Below are 15,878 nucleotides of genomic sequence, written 5' to 3'. Positions count from 1 at the left end.
TCCGAAGAAGTCGATGCCTGTCGGGGCCGCCGCGCCCGGCGGCGGCCGCAGCGGGGATCAGGTGCCCGGCGTGGCGACAACCTTGACCTTGCCGTCCTCCACCTTGAGGATGACCGCGTTGTTGTGCGCCTGGTTGTTCTTGTCGAAGGCGACGCGCCCGCCCATCATCGAGGCGTAGTCGCTGGCCTGGATGGCGTCGCGCACCGCCTTGCGGTCGACCGACCCGGCGCGCTTGATGGCGTCGGCCAGCAGCTGGATGTTCTCGTACGAGATGGCGCTTTGCAGCAGCGGGTCTTCCTTGTACTTTTCCTTGTACGCCTTGACGAACGCCTGGTTGGCGGGCGTGTCGAGCTCGGCCGCGTACTGGAACACGCTGGTCGCGCCGTTGATCGCGCCGCTCTTGATGCCCTCGGCCTGCAGGCCGCCCAGTTCGATGCGGCCGGTCAGCGGCACCCGCATGCCGAAGCCGCGGTACTGGCGGATGAAGTTGATCTGGTCGGCGCCCACCGTATACAGCGCGATCGCGTCCGGAGCGGCCAGCTTCAGGCGCGTGAGCACGGTGGTGAAGTCCTGCGTGCCCTTGTCGTAGTACTCCGAGGACGTGATGGTCACGCCCAGCGGCTTGAGCGCCTTGGCGATGGCGGCGGCGCCGCCCCGGCCGTAGTCGGTGTTCTCGCCCAGCACGGCGATCTTCTTGAAGCGCGCCTCGTCCTTGAGGTAGGTGGCCAGCGCCACCGCCATGCTGTCGTCGCTGGGGCCGGCCCGGAACGTCCAGATATTGCCGCCCGCGCCGGCCTTCTCGGTAATGCTGGCGGCCGACGACGAGCTGACCAGCATGGGCACGCTGGCGCGTTCGACGATGGGCATCAGGGCCAGGGTGACCGAGCTGCACATCGCGCCGCTCACGGCGACCAGGTCGCGGTTTTCCAGCATCCGCCCGACGCTGTTGACGCCTTCGGCCGGGTTGCAGGCATTGTCCTGGACATTCAGTTGCAAGGGGCGCCCCAGCACCCCGCCGGCGGCGTTGATCTGCTCGACCGCCAGTTCGGCGCCCCAGCGGTCATGCTGGCCCTGGAAGGCCGCGCTGCCGGACAGCGGCGTGGAAACGCCGACGACGATGGGTTGGGCGATGGCGCCGGTTGCGGCCAGCGTGGCCGCCAGCGTGGCGGCCAGGGCCAGCCGTTTGCTTGCATTCATATGTCTTCCCCTTGTTGTGAGAGTGTCGGAAACTGCCGCGAATCAGTCTAGGAAACCCGACGGGTGGCAACAAGGCGAAGCGTCAATGAAAGTGATTAGTTTCGCTAATCTATTGGCTGGGGACAGGGGAGGGCCGGGCGGGCCGGCCGTGGGCTAGTGGCGCGAGGCGGCCGCCTTGCGCGCGAGGATCTCGGCCTGCTTGCGCCAGGCGGCGCAATCGATTTCCTCGATCACCACGCCGGTGGTCTTGTCGATCACATTGGCGGCGCGCTTTTGCTCTCCGGGGATGCCGCGGTCCACGCATTGCTGCTGCGCGGCGCCGGTGGCGATCTGCAGGTTGGTCAATCCCACGGCGTTGGGATCGGCCTTTTTCCAGGCGCCGTTCATGTCCTGGACGTCGATGACGTACTGGGCGCCGGCGCTGGCCGTGGCCGCCATCAATGCCGCGGCGAGCGCGGCCTGCATCGTCTTCATGCGAGTCTCCCTGTCTGCTCGTGCCGAGCAGGCTAGCAGTTTCGCGGCCGCGGCGAACTCGGCCAAATGGATGCCGCATTTTGCCCGAGCCGCCCGCGGCGGGCGATTGCGCCGCCGACGCGGCCATCTACCGGCGCCTGGCCGGGGGCTGAGCGACGCGGCGCAGGGCGTGTCTTGACAATGTTTGACGGTACGGCGCGGCGCGCTGCGGTAGTCTTGCGCTCGCCGGATGCGGGCCGTCGCGCGCGTCCGCCGATCGGCGCGTCCGCGGCCGGTCCAAGAGAGCAGTCATGACAGCATCCGTATTGAACTACACCCTGAGGCAAACCAGCCAACCCACCGAAGCGCAACGGCGCGCCCTGCGCACCCTCGAGACAGCGCGCCAGCTGATGGCCGAGAGCGGCGCGACCCCGCCCGCGGCCGACCCGGTATCGACCGAGGCCGAGCTGGTCGCGTACCTGAACCAACGCTACGCCAGGCCGGCCAACCGTTAGGGCGCGCGATACAGGCTGCGCGCGGTATGTAACGCGACGATAGTTTTGTATTCACGGCGTTACGAGTGGAAAGTGGCCGCCGGGTACACTGCTGGCGATCGAATTTCTTCGCCTTCAGCCATGTCCAATCTCATCGTGCACGGCGGCAAGCCGCTGCGTGGCCGTATCACGCCTTCCGCCAACAAGAACGCCGTCCTGCCCGTGCTGTGCGCCACGCTGCTGACCAGCGAACCGCTGCGCCTGCATCGGGTGCCCGACATCACCGATGTGCGCAAGATCCTGGATATCTTCCGCATGCTGGGCAGCGAAGTGCGCATGGACCATGCCACCGACACGCTGGAGCTGCATCACCGCGCCACGCGCTTTGACGCCGCCACCCACCGGCTGCCGGAGGAAATGCGCTCGTCCATCATGCTGGTGCCGCCGCTGCTGGCGCGTTTCGGCGTGGCGCGGCTGGAGGACAACGTCAAGGGCTGCACGCTGGGCGTGCGCGAGATCGACCCGCACGTGGACGTGTTCTGCCGTTTCGGCGGCGCGGTGACGCGCGCCGAAGGCTCGCTGCTGGTGCGCAGCGCCGGCGACCTGGTTCCCAACGACCACTGGCTCGATTATGCGTCGGTCACCACCACGGAGAATTTCGTGCTGTGCGCGGCGGCGGCGCCGGGCGTTTCGACGCTGACCAACGCGGCCTCGGAGCCGCACGTGCAGGAGTTCTGCCGCTTCATGACGCTGATGGGCGTGCGCATCGAGGGCATCGGCACGTCGCGCCTGACCGTGCACGGCGGCGGCGCCCTGGGCGGCGGCGAGTTCACCTTCGACGAAGACTTCCACGAAATCACGACCTTCCTGGCGCTGGGCGCCATCACCGGCGGCGACGTGGCGGTGCGCAACAGCGCGCCGGGCAACTTCCCCCTGATCGACCGCACCTTCGCCAAGTTCGGCGTGCGCATCACGCACGAGGACGGCTGGTCGCGCGCCAGCACGCCGGGCAGCCTGCAGGTGCAGACGCCGTTCACCAGCAATGTGCTGACCAAGGTCGAAGCGGCACCGTGGCCGTATTTTCCGGTGGACCTGCTGCCGATTTTCATCGCGCTGGGCGTGCGGGCGCGCGGCAACGCCATGTTCTGGAACAAGGTATACGACGGGGCCATGGGCTGGACGGGCGAACTGTCCAAGTTCGGCGCGCACGTGTTCCTGTCCGACCCGCACCGCCTCATCACCTTCGGCGGCAGCCCGCTGACGCCGGCCAGCGTCGAAAGCCCGTACATCATCCGCGTGGCGATCGCGCTGTTCATGGTGGCGGCCAGCATCGAAGGCCGCTCGGAAATCCGCAACGCCACGCCCATCCGCCGCGCCCACCCGCGCTTCGTCGAAAACCTGCGCAGCCTGGGCGTGGAAGTGGAGTGGGAGAGCGAAGAGTAATCCTCTCTGGTGCCTGTCCCCACGCGGACAGGCACCAGCCGAATCCACGGGTGCCTGTCCCCACGCGGACAGGCACCAGCCGAATCCACAGGTGCCTGTCCCCACGCGGACAGGCACCAGCCGAACCCACGGGTGCCTGTCCCCGCGCGGACAGGCACCCGCGTCAGACGCTCAGCGCCGCCACATCCACGCCCGGCAGCGCGCGCAGTTGCGCGGGGGCGAGCAGCAGCTTGGCGGTGCGCACGCCCGCGCCCATGACGACGTGGGGACGCCGCATGACGGCCACGTCGACCAGGATCGGCCAGCCGGCCGGCAGGCCGAAGGCGGTGATGCCGCCGAATTCCATCCCGGTCAGGGCGGTCGCGTCTTCGCGCCCGGCGAACGACAGGCGCTGCGCGCCCAGCCGGGCCTTGACCGCGCCGTTGACATCCAGCCGCCGGTCGCCCAGCGCGACCACGGCCGCGTAGTGTTCGCCCCCGTCCTTCCTGTAGCGCAGCACCAGGGTGTTGGCGCAGTCCTGCAGGCCGAAGCCGTAGCGTTCGCTGAACTGCGCGGTGTCGGAGTGCGCGTCGTCCACCGCGAACACCAGCAGGCCGTCGGGCAGCCCCGCGGCCACGCAGGCCGGCAGGCGCGCGGCGCGCTGCTCGGCGGCGATGATGTCGAAGCTGAACTTCTCGGCGTGGTCGGACAGGGACATGGCGCGCATCGATACCAGGAAACAACGATGCGCGCCATTGTAGCGGCGCGGCGCTAACTGGCCGCCGCGCCGCCCAGCTCCCATTGCGACAGGCCGCGCGTCAGCTCCAGCGCCTGGCGTTCGAACAGGCGCCGGTACACGCCGCCGTGCAGGCGGATCAGCGCTTCGTGGCTGCCTTCCTCGATGACGCGGCCCCGGTCCATGACCAGCAGGCGATCCAGCGCGCGGACGGTGGACAGGCGGTGCGCCACCACCAGCGTGGTGCGGCCCTCCATCAGGCGCTCCATGGCCCGCTGGATGAGCACCTCGCTTTCGCTGTCCAGGCTGGAGGTGGCTTCGTCCAGGATGAGGATGGGCGCATCGGCCAGGAAGGCGCGCGCGATCGCCACGCGCTGGCGTTCCCCGCCCGACAGCTTGACGCCGCGCTCGCCCACCAGCGTGTCGTAGCCCTTGGGCAGCGCCATGATGAAGTCGTGCGCGCTGGCCAGCCGGGCGGCGCGCTCGATCTCGGCCTGCGTGGCCCCGGGCCGCCCGTAGGCGATGTTCTCGGCCAGCGAGCGGTGGAACAGCACCGGGTCCTGCTGCACGATGGCGATCTGGCTGCGCAGCGACGCCTGCCGCACCGCGGCGATATCCTGCCCGTCGATGGTGATGCGCCCGCCGTCCACGTCGTACAGGCGCTGGATCAGCTTGATGAACGTGGTCTTGCCCGAGCCGGAGTGGCCGACCAGGCCGACCCGTTCGCCCGGCGCGATGCGCACCGAGAAGTCGCGGTACAGCGGCTGCTCGTGCGGGCCATAGCGGAACGTGACGTTCTCGAAGCGGATCTCGCCCGCGCCGATGTCGATCGGCCCGGCGCCGGGCAGGTCCTCGACATCCAGCGGCTGGCGCTGCAGCGAGACCAGCTCCTCCATGTCGTTGATCGAGCGCTGCAGGTTGCGGATGTTCATGCCCACGTCGCGCAGGTAGCCCTGCAGCATGAAGAAGGTCGTGAAGGCGAAGGTCACGTCGCCCACGCTGGCCTGGCCGCGCTGCCACAGCAGCAGCGCCACGCCGAGGATGGCCGCCTGCATGGCCACCAGCATCGCGCCCTGCACGCCGCCGTTGATGGTTCCGCGCACCCACCCGCGCCGGGTGCGGTGGCGCCATTTGCCGGTGACGCGGGCCAGCCGGGCTTCCTCGCGCCATTCGGCGCCGAAGGCCTTGACCACGGCGTTGCAGCTCACCGCGTCGGCCAGCGCGCCGCCCATGCGGGTATCCCACGCGTTGCCCAGGCGCGCCGCGGGCGCCACGTAGCCCAGCGACAGCGCCATCGTCACCGCCACGTACAGCAGCGAGCCCAGTCCGACCACCAGCCCCATGAGGGGCCAGTGCCAGCCCAGCAGAGCGGTGGCGCCGGCCAGCATGGCCAGCGAGGGCAGCAGGGCGATCAGCAGCGTGTCGTTGAGCAGGTCCAGCGCCCACATGCCGCGCGTGATCTTGCGCACGGTCGAGCCGGCGAAGGTGTTGGCGTGCCAGTCGGACGACAGCCGCTGCACCTGGTGGAAGGCCAGGCCGGCGATGTCGTGCATCATCTTCAGCGTCAGCGCGATGATGTTCATGAAGATGGCCTGGCGTAGCAAGGTGGCGCCCACGCCCAGCGCGATCAGCAGCCAGAAGGCGCCGAGCGCGGCGTTGCGCGCCACCGTGTCGGCGGGCGCGCCGCCGGCCACGGCGTCGATCAGCCGGCCGACATACAGGGGCGTGAGGATGTCGGCCAGCGCCGAGAGCAGCGCCAGCATGGCGATGAGGCCGATGCGCCAGGGTTGCCTGGCCCAGTGCCTGAAAGTAAAGCCGAGAACGGCCTTGAACGCGGATCCGCGCAAGTCGAGTTTATTGCGAGCCATTTGCCAGGGTCCGGCCACGCGGCGCGCGCCAGGACGTCAGTAGAAAGTGAATGCCAGCCAGCGCGGGCCGCCCATGGGGGGCCGGCAGGCTACGGATTGCGTAGGGGAGGGCGCGTGGGCCGCGATGCGGCCCGGCGCGGGCTGCGACCTAATGGCGCGGCGGGGTCACGCGCGGAGTGGCGATGTGCGGTACGAGCATGGGGCGCCTCCGGGTGAGTGATCGTGGATGGGAACGAGGGCCCGTGAGCAGGGCCCGAAGTGCGATCCTAGCAGCGAGCCCGGAGCGCGCGCAAGATTCGCCGCCGCCGGCGTTGCGTAATCGACACGGAAGGCGCGTGCCGGGCCGGGCGCGCCGGGTCTCTACAATATGTCCCGACATGATCGATGGAGGATGAGGCATGGACGCGGATTTCTGGCTGGATCGTTGGCGCGAAGGGCGCACGCATTTTCACCAGACGCGGGTGACGCCGCTGCTGCAAAAATACTGGCCGGCGCTGGACGTGCCGGCCGGCGGCCAGGTGCTGGTTCCGCTGGCGGGCAAGTCGCTCGACATGGTGTGGCTGGCCGGGCAGGGGCTGCGCGTGCTGGGCGTGGAGCTGTCGCAACTGGCGGTCGAGCAGTTCTTCGACGAGAACGGCCTGCGCCCAGAGATCCACCAATCGGCGCAGGGCCGCCACTATGTGGCGGGCAACCTCGAACTGATCTGCGGCGACGTGTTCGCGCTGGAAGACGCCACGCTGGCCGCCTGCGCCGGCGTGTACGACCGCGCCGCGCTGGTGGCGCTGCCCGAGCCCATGCGCAAGCGCTATGCGCGCGAGGTCTATGGCCGCCTGGGCCGGGGCTGCCGGGGCATTCTCATCACGCTGGACTATCCGCAGGACCAGATGGAAGGTCCGCCCTTTTCCGTGGACGACGCCGAAGTGCAGGCGCTGTATGCCGGCCATACCGAGGCCCGCCTGATCGACCGGCGCGACATTCTCGACAAGGAGCCCAAGTTCAACCAGCGCGGCGTGGCGCGGCTGGACACGCTGGTATACCGGCTCGAACGCCTGGGCTGAGCGCGGCGATGCTGCGCCTTGTTACCGACATCCATGCCTGGTTGCGATGGGCGGGCCTACACTTGCGCCGTCTCCCACAACAGGAATATGGGCATGAAATCGATACTCGGGCTGTTGCTTGCCGCGGCGCTGCTGGGCGGCTGTGCCGTCTATACCCCGCACGGCGCGGTCGTGGTGGATCCGCCCGACCGCGGCGGCGGCTTCTGTCCGCCCGGCCAGGCCAAGAAGGGCAACTGCTGACTGCGCACGGCTGAGCGCGGCGCGCCGCATGCGCGGCGCCGAAATCGCTACACTGGACGTACGGGCGCGCGTCGGCGCATCGGCCGCGCCGCGCCCAAGGAGGCGATCATGAAATTCTGCATGGCGACATTGATGCTGGCGGCCAGCCTGGCGCTGGCCGGCTGCGCGGGCGGGCAGGGTTCGCAGCCGGGCCCGCCGCATCCCGGCGCAGTCAACCCCTACAGCAGCGGCGGTTTCCACGACGCCGGCCCGGACTACCCCGATACCGGCCGTTGAACCGCGCGGCCTTATTTGCTGCGCACGTAGTTGCGTATTTCACGCGCGACGTTATCGGTCCATTCGTCGATCAGCGGCTTGAGCGCCGAGGCCGGCACCGAGGCCTGGCCCTGGGCGATGGCGCGCACGCGCTCGCCAGTGCCCCCGCGCACCGACGCCCACAGCAACTGGCCTGTCTGGCTGTCGGTGACCTTGCTTTCGATCGCGATGGTGGCCTGCTGCGGCCGGCCGCCTTCCAGCACGGCCCTGGCGCCGGTGATGGCCAGCGCCACGGGGATGTACTGGTAGGCCGCCAGCGCCTCGCTTTCGCTGCCGACCGCCGTGATTGCGATGCGCGCCTTGGCCACGCCCGGGCCGGGGCCGTTGACCAGGCGGATCTCGCGGCCGATCTTGCGGCGCAGCGACTGGTCCAGGTAGTTCTGCAGTTCGGTCAGCGTTTCCATCGACACCTGCGCCGACGGTTGCGGGCTGGGATAGTACTCGACCGGCGACAGCCACATGGCGGTGTACTGGCGCGGCTTGAGCGCGGCGTCGCGGTAGATCAGCCGCGCGCCGCCGGGCACTTGCTCCTCGCGCAACTGCGAGTAATCGCCGAGAAAGCCCGACTCCTTCGGGGCGCGCTGGCTGGCGCAGCCGGCCAGCAACAGGGCAGCGGCGCTGAGCGCTGCGATTCGATACAGGGACGACTTCATAGCGGGTTTCCCTACAAAAGAGACGTTGGCCTAGGAGACGGGTGGCCCAGCATACGCGGCGCGGCACCCCCCTGCAACGCGGGCACGCACGCAACGGCGCCGCTCATCCGTCGGGACGGCTGCCGATGGCCGAGCCCGGCCAGGCCCGGCGCCGGGATCCGCGGCATGGTCTGGTAAAATAATAAAGATTTCGTAACAAATCGGCAATTTTCGGCGCTGCCCGGCGCCCCGCCAGCTTCCCGGCTGCGTGCCGGCAGTCCTGCCTTGCCCCGACATTCCCTATGCCCGATGCTCACGACCCGTACCTGGTAAGCGGCAGGTTCGAAATCGCCAACCTGCTGCAGACGCTCCAGGCCCGCCAGTGCCTGCTGCTCATGCGCATCCCGGGCCGCCCCTTCAACAGCGTGACCTCCGTGCTGCACGTGGATGCGCAGGCAGGCCAGGTCGTGCTGGACGCGGCCCAGGACGACACCCTCAATCAGCGCCTGGCCGATGCCGGCGATGTGGCTTTCGACACCTCGCTGGATAACATCAGCATTTCGTTTGCCGCCGCGCGCGTGACGCGCTGCGAGTTCGAGGCGCGGCCGGCCCTGCTGGTCGATCTGCCCGAAACCCTGACCAGGGTGCAGCGGCGCGATACGTTCCGCATCGCCGTGCCGGTGGCGCAGCCCGCGACCTGGGTGCGCGAGGCGGGCGGGGCCGAGCCGCTGGCGCTGTGCGACATCAGCCCGGGCGGCCTGGCGCTGGCCGACCCCCAGCAGACGCTGGACCCGGCGCCGGGCAAGATCTACCGCGGCGTGCTGGCCTTGCCGGAGCTGGGCGCGTTCGCCGCGGCGATCCGCGTGGTCCATCACCTGGACGAGGTCCTGGCCAAGGGCAAGACCAGCCGGCGCATCGGCTGCGCGTTCGTCGAGCTCGACAAGGGCACGGGCATCCGCATCCAGGCCTATGTCAACGCCTTGCAGCGCGACCAGATCGCGCGCCAGCGCGGCCTGTAGGCCCGCCGCGCCCGCTCAGGGCACCAGCGACAGGCCGATGCGGAACTGCGAGTCGTGGCGCTGGTCGTAGCCCAGCAGCGTCTCGCCGTAGCCGTTGAAGTACTGCAGGTGCAGGTAGCCGTTCATGTCCAGCCAGGTCCGCTTCAGCGGCCAGGCGAAGTCCAGCTGGGTGGTGCGCCGGCTGCTGGCGCCCTGGCGGTACATGGCCGACACCACCGCGCCGCCGTCCTGCGCCCAGCGCAGGTTCCAGTCCACATAGCCGGCATAGTCGGCGTAGTCGCGGTTTTCGCGCGCCACGCCGAAGTAGGTCTTGACCTTGGGCGCGAAGGTCAGCGTGCTGCCGCTGTCGAAGCGGTAGTTCAGCGCCGGCTGCACGTAGGCGTCGTTGAGCGAGCGCGAGTCGTTGCCGCTCTTGCCGTTGGACTGGTGTTCGACGCCGGTGTTCAGGCCGACGCGCCAGTTCTGGCTGGCCGACGACCAGATATTGTCCGATAGCCAGAATGCGCTGGGGTTGAAGGTGGTGTCGATGAAAGGCTTGGAGTCGCCTTCCAGGTCCCACAGCGAAGTCTGGGTGTAGCCCAGGTAGAAGTTCTCGCCGAAGGTGGCCGGACGGTCGCCCTTGGGCGAGAACAGCCGGTATTTGGCGCTGATCTGGAAGCGCGCGGTGGTCTGCTCGCGCGTGCCGATGTCGAAGTACATCGGCTGGTACTCGCTGATGGCGCTGCGGAACACATCGAACGCGCTGGCCGGCTGGAAGGTCTGGCTGACGGCCACCTGCGCCGGCGCCGGGCCGGAGTCGGGCGAGACGCCGGCCGCCGTCACGGCCGCCGGCGGCAGGGGCTGCCCGGTGCGCGCATCGGTCACCGGCATATCGGCCGGCGTGCTGGCCAGCGTATCCTGCTCGCGGCCGGTGGCGTCCAGCGCCAGCATGGTGGACTCGCCCTCGATCGACACCGCCTGCAGGCCGCGCGCGTGCACCGGCACCACGGCGTCCCAGCTCATGCGGGCGAAATTGTTGACGGGGATGTTCAGCGCCGCCTCGCCCGCGGGGCGCTGCGCCAGGCTGCGTATGGTCTGGCCGTCGGCGCCGCGCCACTGCAATACCAGCTGCTGCGGCGCGTTCCACGCCGCGCTGGCCGAACCATCGTTGAAGAACACGGCCTCCAGGCGCACCGTCTCGCCCGGCGCCGCCGCGGGGCGGTCGAGCCGGTAGGAAATGCCGGCGAGAGCGGGAAGCGACATTCCCGCCAGCGCCAGCGCGAGCGCGCCAGCCAGGGCGGGGCGAATGAACGGGGATCGGGGGTCCGGCACTTGCATAGGAAACGACCAGCTATGGTGACGGCGAACTGTAGCATTCGACGCTGTAGCCGTTGAAACGCCATGTAAGGCAGGCTTGCATGCCGCTGGTGAAAAGGCCGAGCCGCCGCGGGCAGGCGGCGGGCTACAAGCGGTTACTCGCCGAACCGGATGCCTTGCGCCAGGGGCAGCGCGCGCGAGTAATTGACGGTGTTGGTGGCGCGCCGCATATAGTGCTTCCAGGCGTCCGAGCCGGATTCGCGGCCGCCGCCGGTTTCCTTCTCGCCGCCGAAGGCGCCACCGATCTCCGCGCCCGAGGTGCCGATGTTCACGTTGGCGATGCCGCAGTCCGACCCGGCGGACGACAGGAACGCCTCGGCTTCGCGCAGGTCGTTGGTGAAGATGGCGGACGACAGGCCTTGCGGCACGCCGTTGTGCATGGCCAGCGCCGCCGGGAAGTCGCCGTAGCGCATGACATACAGGATGGGGGCGAAGGTCTCGTGGCAGACCACGTCGGTCTGGCCCGGCATTTCGACGATGGCCGGGCGCACGTACCAGGCGTCGGGATATCGCTCGGCCAGCAGGCGCTCGCCGCCGCTGACCTGGCCGCCCTGTTCGCGCGCGGCCGTCAGCGCGGCCTGCATGGCGTCGTACGCAGCGCGGTCGATCAGCGGCCCGACCAGGGTGCCGGGCTGCAGCGGGTCGCCCACCGTCGCGCTGGCGTAGGCCTGCTTCAGGCGCGCGACCAGGGTATCGGCGATATCGGTGTGCGCGATCAGGCGGCGCGTGGTGGTGCAGCGCTGGCCGGCCGTGCCGATGGCGCCGAACACGATGCCGCGCGTGGCCATCTCCAGGTCGGCGCTGGGCGCGACGATGATGGCGTTGTTGCCGCCCAGCTCCAGCAGGACGCGGCCGAAGCGCTGCGCCACGCGCGGGCCCACCTGCCGGCCCATGCGGGTCGAGCCGGTGGCCGATACCAGCGCCACGTCATGCGAATCGACCAGCGCCTCGCCAAGCTGGCGCCCGCCTATCAGTACTTCGGCCAGCCCGGCCGGCGCTTCGCCGTAATCCTGCAGGGCGCGCGCCAGCAGCGCCTGGCAGGCCAGCGCGGTCAGCGGCGTTTTTTCGGAAGGCTTCCAGACCACGGCATTGCCGCACACCAGCGCCAGCGCGGCGTTCCAGGACCAGACCGCGACCGGGAAGTTGAACGCGCTGATCACGCCGACCACGCCCAGCGGATGCCAGGTTTCCATCATGCGGTGGCCGGGGCGCTCGGACGCGATGGTCAGCCCGTACAACTGGCGCGACAGGCCGACGGCGAAATCGCAGATATCGATCATCTCCTGCACTTCGCCGGCGCCTTCGGCGAGGATCTTGCCGGCCTCCAGCGAGACCAGCCGGCCCAGCGCCTCCTTGTGCTCGCGCAGCACGTCTCCGAACCGGCGCACCAGCTCGCCGCGCCGCGGCGCGGGCACGTCGCGCCATTGCTGGCTGGCCTGGCGCGCGCGGGTGATCGCGGCATGCGCCTGCGCCACGCTGTGCTCGGGAACGCGGGCCAGCAGCGCGCCGTCGATGGGGCTGCGGGCCCGCAGGCTGCCCTGGGCCAGGGCGGCGGGGTCCAGCCCCAGCTTGCGCAAGAGATCGGAAGGCGTATCCATGATTGCTCCTGTAAGCGTGGCAACGGCGGCATTGAAGCCGGAAAAACAGACACCGTACTACGTCGCCGGCATGCCGTGGGCATCGATCGGCGGGGGCGATTGGGCCGGCCTGCGCCTTCCGGGGTAAAATGCGCGCCCGGCCATGCGCCCGCCGGCATCGCCGCGCCGCGCGCATTCCGTACCGCCCTTAGCTCAGTTGGATAGAGCACAGGTCTTCTAAACCTGGGGTCACAAGTTCGAATCTTGTAGGGCGGGCCACAGCTTTCCCGCGCATTGCGGCCAGACCGGAAATCCCATGCAGATCACTGATTTGCATGGGATTTTTTTGCGCTTCGGCGCCGTGGCCGCCCTGGGTTGCCCACCCTGAAGATAATAATGGTTACTTCGAGTTTTATTTAATGGCATATTGACGCCAGTCCTTCAGGCTTGCCGGAGGGGCCGGAGGGCTTCGCCGGGGCTGCCCGCGGCGGTCCGCTTCCCCGATCCAATCGCCGTGCGGCGGCGCGCAGTCCTGCCGCATGGCTCCAGCGAGGGTGTGCAAGATGGGAAATGGTGCTCGACGCTTGCGGGGCTGGCCGGTGCGCCTGCTCATCGCGGGCCTGGCCGTCGCCGCGATTTTCCTGGTCGCGGCCGTCCTGATCGCGCTGAGCTGGATGAACTCGCGCAACCTGCTGCTCGACGCGGCCGCGCGCACCGCCAACGATGCGGCGCAGATCACCTTCGAGCGCACGCGCCGGATGATCGAGCCGGCCTCGGCCACCTTGCGCACCCTGTCGTTCGATCCCATCGTGAGCGCGCCGCGCCTGCAGGACCGCCTGGAGCGCATGCGGCTGCTGGCCGAAGAGCTGGCTGCCAATCCCTTGATTTCCGCGCTGTACGTCGGCTATGACAACGGGGATTTCCTGCTGGCCCGCATGCTCGACGACCCGGGCATCCGCCAGCATTTCGGCGCGCCCGGGCAGGCCCGCTTCCTGGTGCAGACGGTCACCCGCGCGGCCGACGGCACGGCCAAGGGAGATTTCCTGTTCTACGACGGCGGGCTGAGCCCGATTACGCGCCGCAGCGAGGCCGATTACCGGTACGACCCGCGCGAGCGGCCCTGGTATGCGAACGCCGGCGAGGGCGCGGCCTTGACCATCTCCGCGCCCTATGTGTTTTTCTCGACCCGCCAGGTGGGCGTCAGCCTGTCGCGGCGGGCCGAGGGCGGCAAGGCCATCGTGGGCCTGGACATCGTGCTGGACGACCTGGGCAGGATGCTGGACGAACTGCGCATCACGCCGAGCGCCGAGCTTGCGCTGGTCGACGGCAGCGGCGCGGTGGTCGCCTACCGCGACCCGCAGGTCCTCACGGCCAGGGCCCAGGCCGCGGGAGATACGCACCTGCGGCCGCTGGACGACCTGGGGGTCGAGCCCTTGTCGGATCTGCGCCGGATCGCCCGCGACGGCCGACCCGTCTCGTATGACGTCGCAGGACATGAGTGGCTGGGGGTCATGCTGCCTTTCGACGGCTTCGACAATGTGGACCTCCGCCTGCTGTTGACGGCGCCGGCCGACGAACTGCTGGGCGACCTGCAGCACGACCGTCAGCGCATGGTCCTGATCACCGGGGGCCTGATCCTGCTGTTCCTGGGCCTGGGGTGGTGGGGCGGCAGCCGCATCGGGCGGGCGCTGGAGCGCACCACCGCGCAGGCCAAGCGCATGTCCGCCTTCGATTTCAGCCGGCCGCCGGATGCGCCGGCATGGCTGCGCGAGACCAGGGAGCTCAATGGCGTCATGGACAACGTCAGCAACACGGTCGAGGCCTTCCTGGCGATCAGCGACGTGCTCGGCGCCGAGCCCCGCATCGAAACCATGCTGGCCCAGGTGCTGGAGAAGTTCGTCCATGCCACGCGTTGCCGCAGTGGCGCCATCTACCTGCTGCAGAAGGACTCGCGAACCATGGCCCGGGCGGCCGTTGCCGGCGATGCGCACGGCCTGGAGGAATCGCTGCCGTGCGCTGGCGGCGGCGATGCGGCGCCCGCGGCAGGCGCCGCGGACGGCCTGCAGCGCGTCCAGTTCGAGCTGCGCAGCCGCGCCGGCCGGGTGGAGGGCCTGCTGGTGCTGCGCCACGCCCAGGACCAGGACCATGCCGCGCCGGGGTTCCAGGCCTTTGCGTTTCGCCTGACCGGCATGTTGAGCGCGGCGATCGAGACGCGGCAGTTGATCGAGTCGCAGAAGCAGTTGTTCGACGCGGTGATCCGGGTGCTCGCCGATGCGATCGACGCCAAGAGCCCCTATACCGGCGGCCACTGCGAGCGGGTGCCCGCGCTGGCGATCATGATGACCGACCGCATGTGCGCCGATACCAGCGGCCCCTACGCCGACTTCACGTTCACCGAGGACGAGCGCTACGCGTTCTACCTGGCCGCCTGGCTGCACGATTGCGGCAAGATCACCAGCGCCGAGCACATCGTGGACAAGGCCACCAAGCTGGAGGTCATCTACAACCGCATCCATGAAATCCGCATGCGTTTCGAGGTGCTGTGGCGCGACGCGGAGATCGCGCACCTGCGCGCGTGCCTGGACGGGCAGCCGGCCGCGGCCAGCGCCCAGGCGCGCGACGAACGGCAGGCGCAACTGCAGGACGACTTCCGGTTCGTCGCCGAATGCAACCTGGGCGGCGAGTTTCTCGCCGACGAGGCAATCGAGCGCCTGCGCCGGCTGGGGCAGGCAACCTGGCTGCGCCATTTCGACGATGGCCTGGGCCTGGCCGCGGCCGAGCGGCGCCGCCTCGAGGGCAGCCGCGCCGGCGCGCCGGCGCTGCCGGCCATCGAACCGCTGCTGGCCGACAAGCCGCAGCACCGGGTGGAGTGGGGCGACAACAAGCCCGCCGTCGAGCGCGACGATCCGCGCAACGCGCTGGGCTTCGACATGAAGCTGCCGGCGTACCGGCAGGACATGGGCGAACTGCACAACCTGAGCATCCGGCGCGGCACCCTGACCGACGAGGATCGCTTCGCGATCAACGACCACATCGTGCAGACCCTGATCATGCTCAAGCAGCTGCCGTGGCCGCGCCACCTGGAGCGGGTGCCGGACATCGCCGCGAACCATCACGAGAAAATGGACGGCACGGGCTATCCGCGCCGCCTGCCGGGCGAGGCGCTGCACCTGACCGAGCGGGTGATGGCGGTGGCCGACGTGTTCGAGGCGTTGACGGCCGCGGACCGTCCCTACAAGCTGCCCAAAACGCTGTCCGAATCCCTGCGCATCATGGCGGTCATGTGCAAGGAGCGGCATCTCGACACCGAGCTCTATCTGTATTTCCTGCGCCACCGCATCTGGCTGGCTTACGCGCAGCAGCACATGAACCCGTCGCAGATCGACGACGTGGACATCGAAGCGCTGGCGCGCATCGCCCAGGGCTGACCCGCCTCTTTCATCCCCTGTCCTGAAGCCGGCCATCCGGCCGCCGCGGCGCAAGCCGCGGGCGGCCGGATGGCCGCGCCCAT

At 69.4% G+C, this 15,878-nt stretch carries 14 protein-coding genes and 1 tRNA gene; 8 read left to right on the top strand and 7 right to left on the bottom strand.

Annotated elements, in window-relative coordinates:
• Positions 1 to 57 precede the first annotated feature (57 nt).
• Positions 58 to 1,197, bottom strand: a complete 1,140-nt coding sequence (locus EL288_RS16380; protein WP_003809755.1) for an ABC transporter substrate-binding protein — start codon at positions 1,195 to 1,197, stop codon at positions 58 to 60.
• A gap of 153 nt (positions 1,198 to 1,350) precedes the next feature.
• Positions 1,351 to 1,671 (bottom strand): hypothetical protein, encoded by a 321-nt coding sequence (locus EL288_RS16375; protein ID WP_003809757.1) that lies wholly within the window; start codon positions 1,669 to 1,671, stop codon positions 1,351 to 1,353.
• A 290-nt stretch (positions 1,672 to 1,961) separates the two neighbouring features.
• On the opposite strand from EL288_RS16375, the gene EL288_RS16370 reads away from it, so the two are divergent.
• Positions 1,962 to 2,165 carry a hypothetical protein gene (locus EL288_RS16370; RefSeq protein ID WP_010928396.1) on the top strand — a complete coding sequence of 68 codons (204 nt, stop codon included), beginning with the start codon at positions 1,962 to 1,964 and terminating at the stop codon, positions 2,163 to 2,165.
• A 120-nt stretch (positions 2,166 to 2,285) separates the two neighbouring features.
• The gene (locus EL288_RS16365; protein ID WP_003809762.1) at positions 2,286 to 3,587 is read left to right on the top strand and encodes a UDP-N-acetylglucosamine 1-carboxyvinyltransferase; all 1,302 of its coding nucleotides are present in this window, start codon (positions 2,286 to 2,288) and stop codon (positions 3,585 to 3,587) included.
• Between the two features lie 163 nt (positions 3,588 to 3,750).
• Here EL288_RS16365 and EL288_RS16360 read toward each other — a convergent pair whose 3' ends face one another.
• The gene (locus EL288_RS16360) at positions 3,751 to 4,293 is read right to left on the bottom strand and encodes a YbaK/EbsC family protein (RefSeq protein WP_033458846.1); all 543 of its coding nucleotides are present in this window, start codon (positions 4,291 to 4,293) and stop codon (positions 3,751 to 3,753) included.
• 44 nt (positions 4,294 to 4,337) lie between these two features.
• Positions 4,338 to 6,170, bottom strand: coding sequence for an ABC transporter ATP-binding protein (locus EL288_RS16355; protein ID WP_033447642.1), 1,833 nt, complete (start codon positions 6,168 to 6,170; stop codon positions 4,338 to 4,340).
• A gap of 398 nt (positions 6,171 to 6,568) precedes the next feature.
• On the opposite strand from EL288_RS16355, the gene EL288_RS16350 reads away from it, so the two are divergent.
• The 3 genes from EL288_RS16350 to EL288_RS16340 all read left to right on the top strand — a co-directional run bounded on the left by EL288_RS16350 (position 6,569) and on the right by EL288_RS16340 (position 7,744).
• A complete protein-coding gene (locus tag EL288_RS16350) occupies positions 6,569 to 7,228 on the top strand; it encodes a thiopurine S-methyltransferase (RefSeq protein WP_003809767.1) in 660 nt (219 codons plus the stop codon).
• A gap of 93 nt (positions 7,229 to 7,321) precedes the next feature.
• The gene (locus EL288_RS16345) at positions 7,322 to 7,468 is read left to right on the top strand and encodes a hypothetical protein (protein WP_162835026.1); all 147 of its coding nucleotides are present in this window, start codon (positions 7,322 to 7,324) and stop codon (positions 7,466 to 7,468) included.
• Between the two features lie 108 nt (positions 7,469 to 7,576).
• The gene (locus tag EL288_RS16340; protein WP_003809770.1) at positions 7,577 to 7,744 is read left to right on the top strand and encodes a hypothetical protein; all 168 of its coding nucleotides are present in this window, start codon (positions 7,577 to 7,579) and stop codon (positions 7,742 to 7,744) included.
• A gap of 11 nt (positions 7,745 to 7,755) precedes the next feature.
• Here the strand turns inward: EL288_RS16340 and EL288_RS16335 are convergent, their stop codons facing one another.
• Positions 7,756 to 8,436: a DUF3313 domain-containing protein gene (locus EL288_RS16335; protein ID WP_003809772.1), complete on the bottom strand. Its 681-nt coding sequence runs from the start codon at positions 8,434 to 8,436 to the stop codon at positions 7,756 to 7,758.
• A 281-nt stretch (positions 8,437 to 8,717) separates the two neighbouring features.
• Here EL288_RS16335 and EL288_RS16330 point away from each other — a divergent pair, with 281 nt between their 5' ends.
• A complete protein-coding gene (locus EL288_RS16330) occupies positions 8,718 to 9,434 on the top strand; it encodes a flagellar brake protein (protein WP_003809774.1) in 717 nt (238 codons plus the stop codon).
• A gap of 15 nt (positions 9,435 to 9,449) precedes the next feature.
• Here the strand turns inward: EL288_RS16330 and EL288_RS16325 are convergent, their stop codons facing one another.
• Both EL288_RS16325 and amaB read right to left on the bottom strand, forming a co-directional pair.
• Entirely contained in the window at positions 9,450 to 10,751 is a 1,302-nt protein-coding gene (locus EL288_RS16325) for a phospholipase A (protein WP_033458836.1), read from the bottom strand.
• 134 nt (positions 10,752 to 10,885) lie between these two features.
• Positions 10,886 to 12,388, bottom strand: coding sequence for an L-piperidine-6-carboxylate dehydrogenase (amaB, locus tag EL288_RS16320; protein ID WP_010926191.1), 1,503 nt, complete (start codon positions 12,386 to 12,388; stop codon positions 10,886 to 10,888).
• Between the two features lie 181 nt (positions 12,389 to 12,569).
• Here amaB and EL288_RS16315 point away from each other — a divergent pair.
• Positions 12,570 to 12,646, top strand: a tRNA-Arg gene (locus EL288_RS16315).
• 260 nt (positions 12,647 to 12,906) lie between these two features.
• Entirely contained in the window at positions 12,907 to 15,795 is a 2,889-nt protein-coding gene (locus tag EL288_RS16310) for an HD domain-containing phosphohydrolase (protein WP_003809780.1), read from the top strand.
• Positions 15,796 to 15,878 lie beyond the last annotated feature (83 nt).

It is taken from the genome of Bordetella bronchiseptica, assembly GCF_900636925.1.
In the GTDB taxonomy this organism is placed as follows: Bacteria; Pseudomonadota; Gammaproteobacteria; order Burkholderiales; family Burkholderiaceae_B; genus Bordetella; species Bordetella pertussis.
Note: the sequence above shows the minus strand (reverse complement) of the source record. Positions and strands in the feature narration are given on the sequence as shown.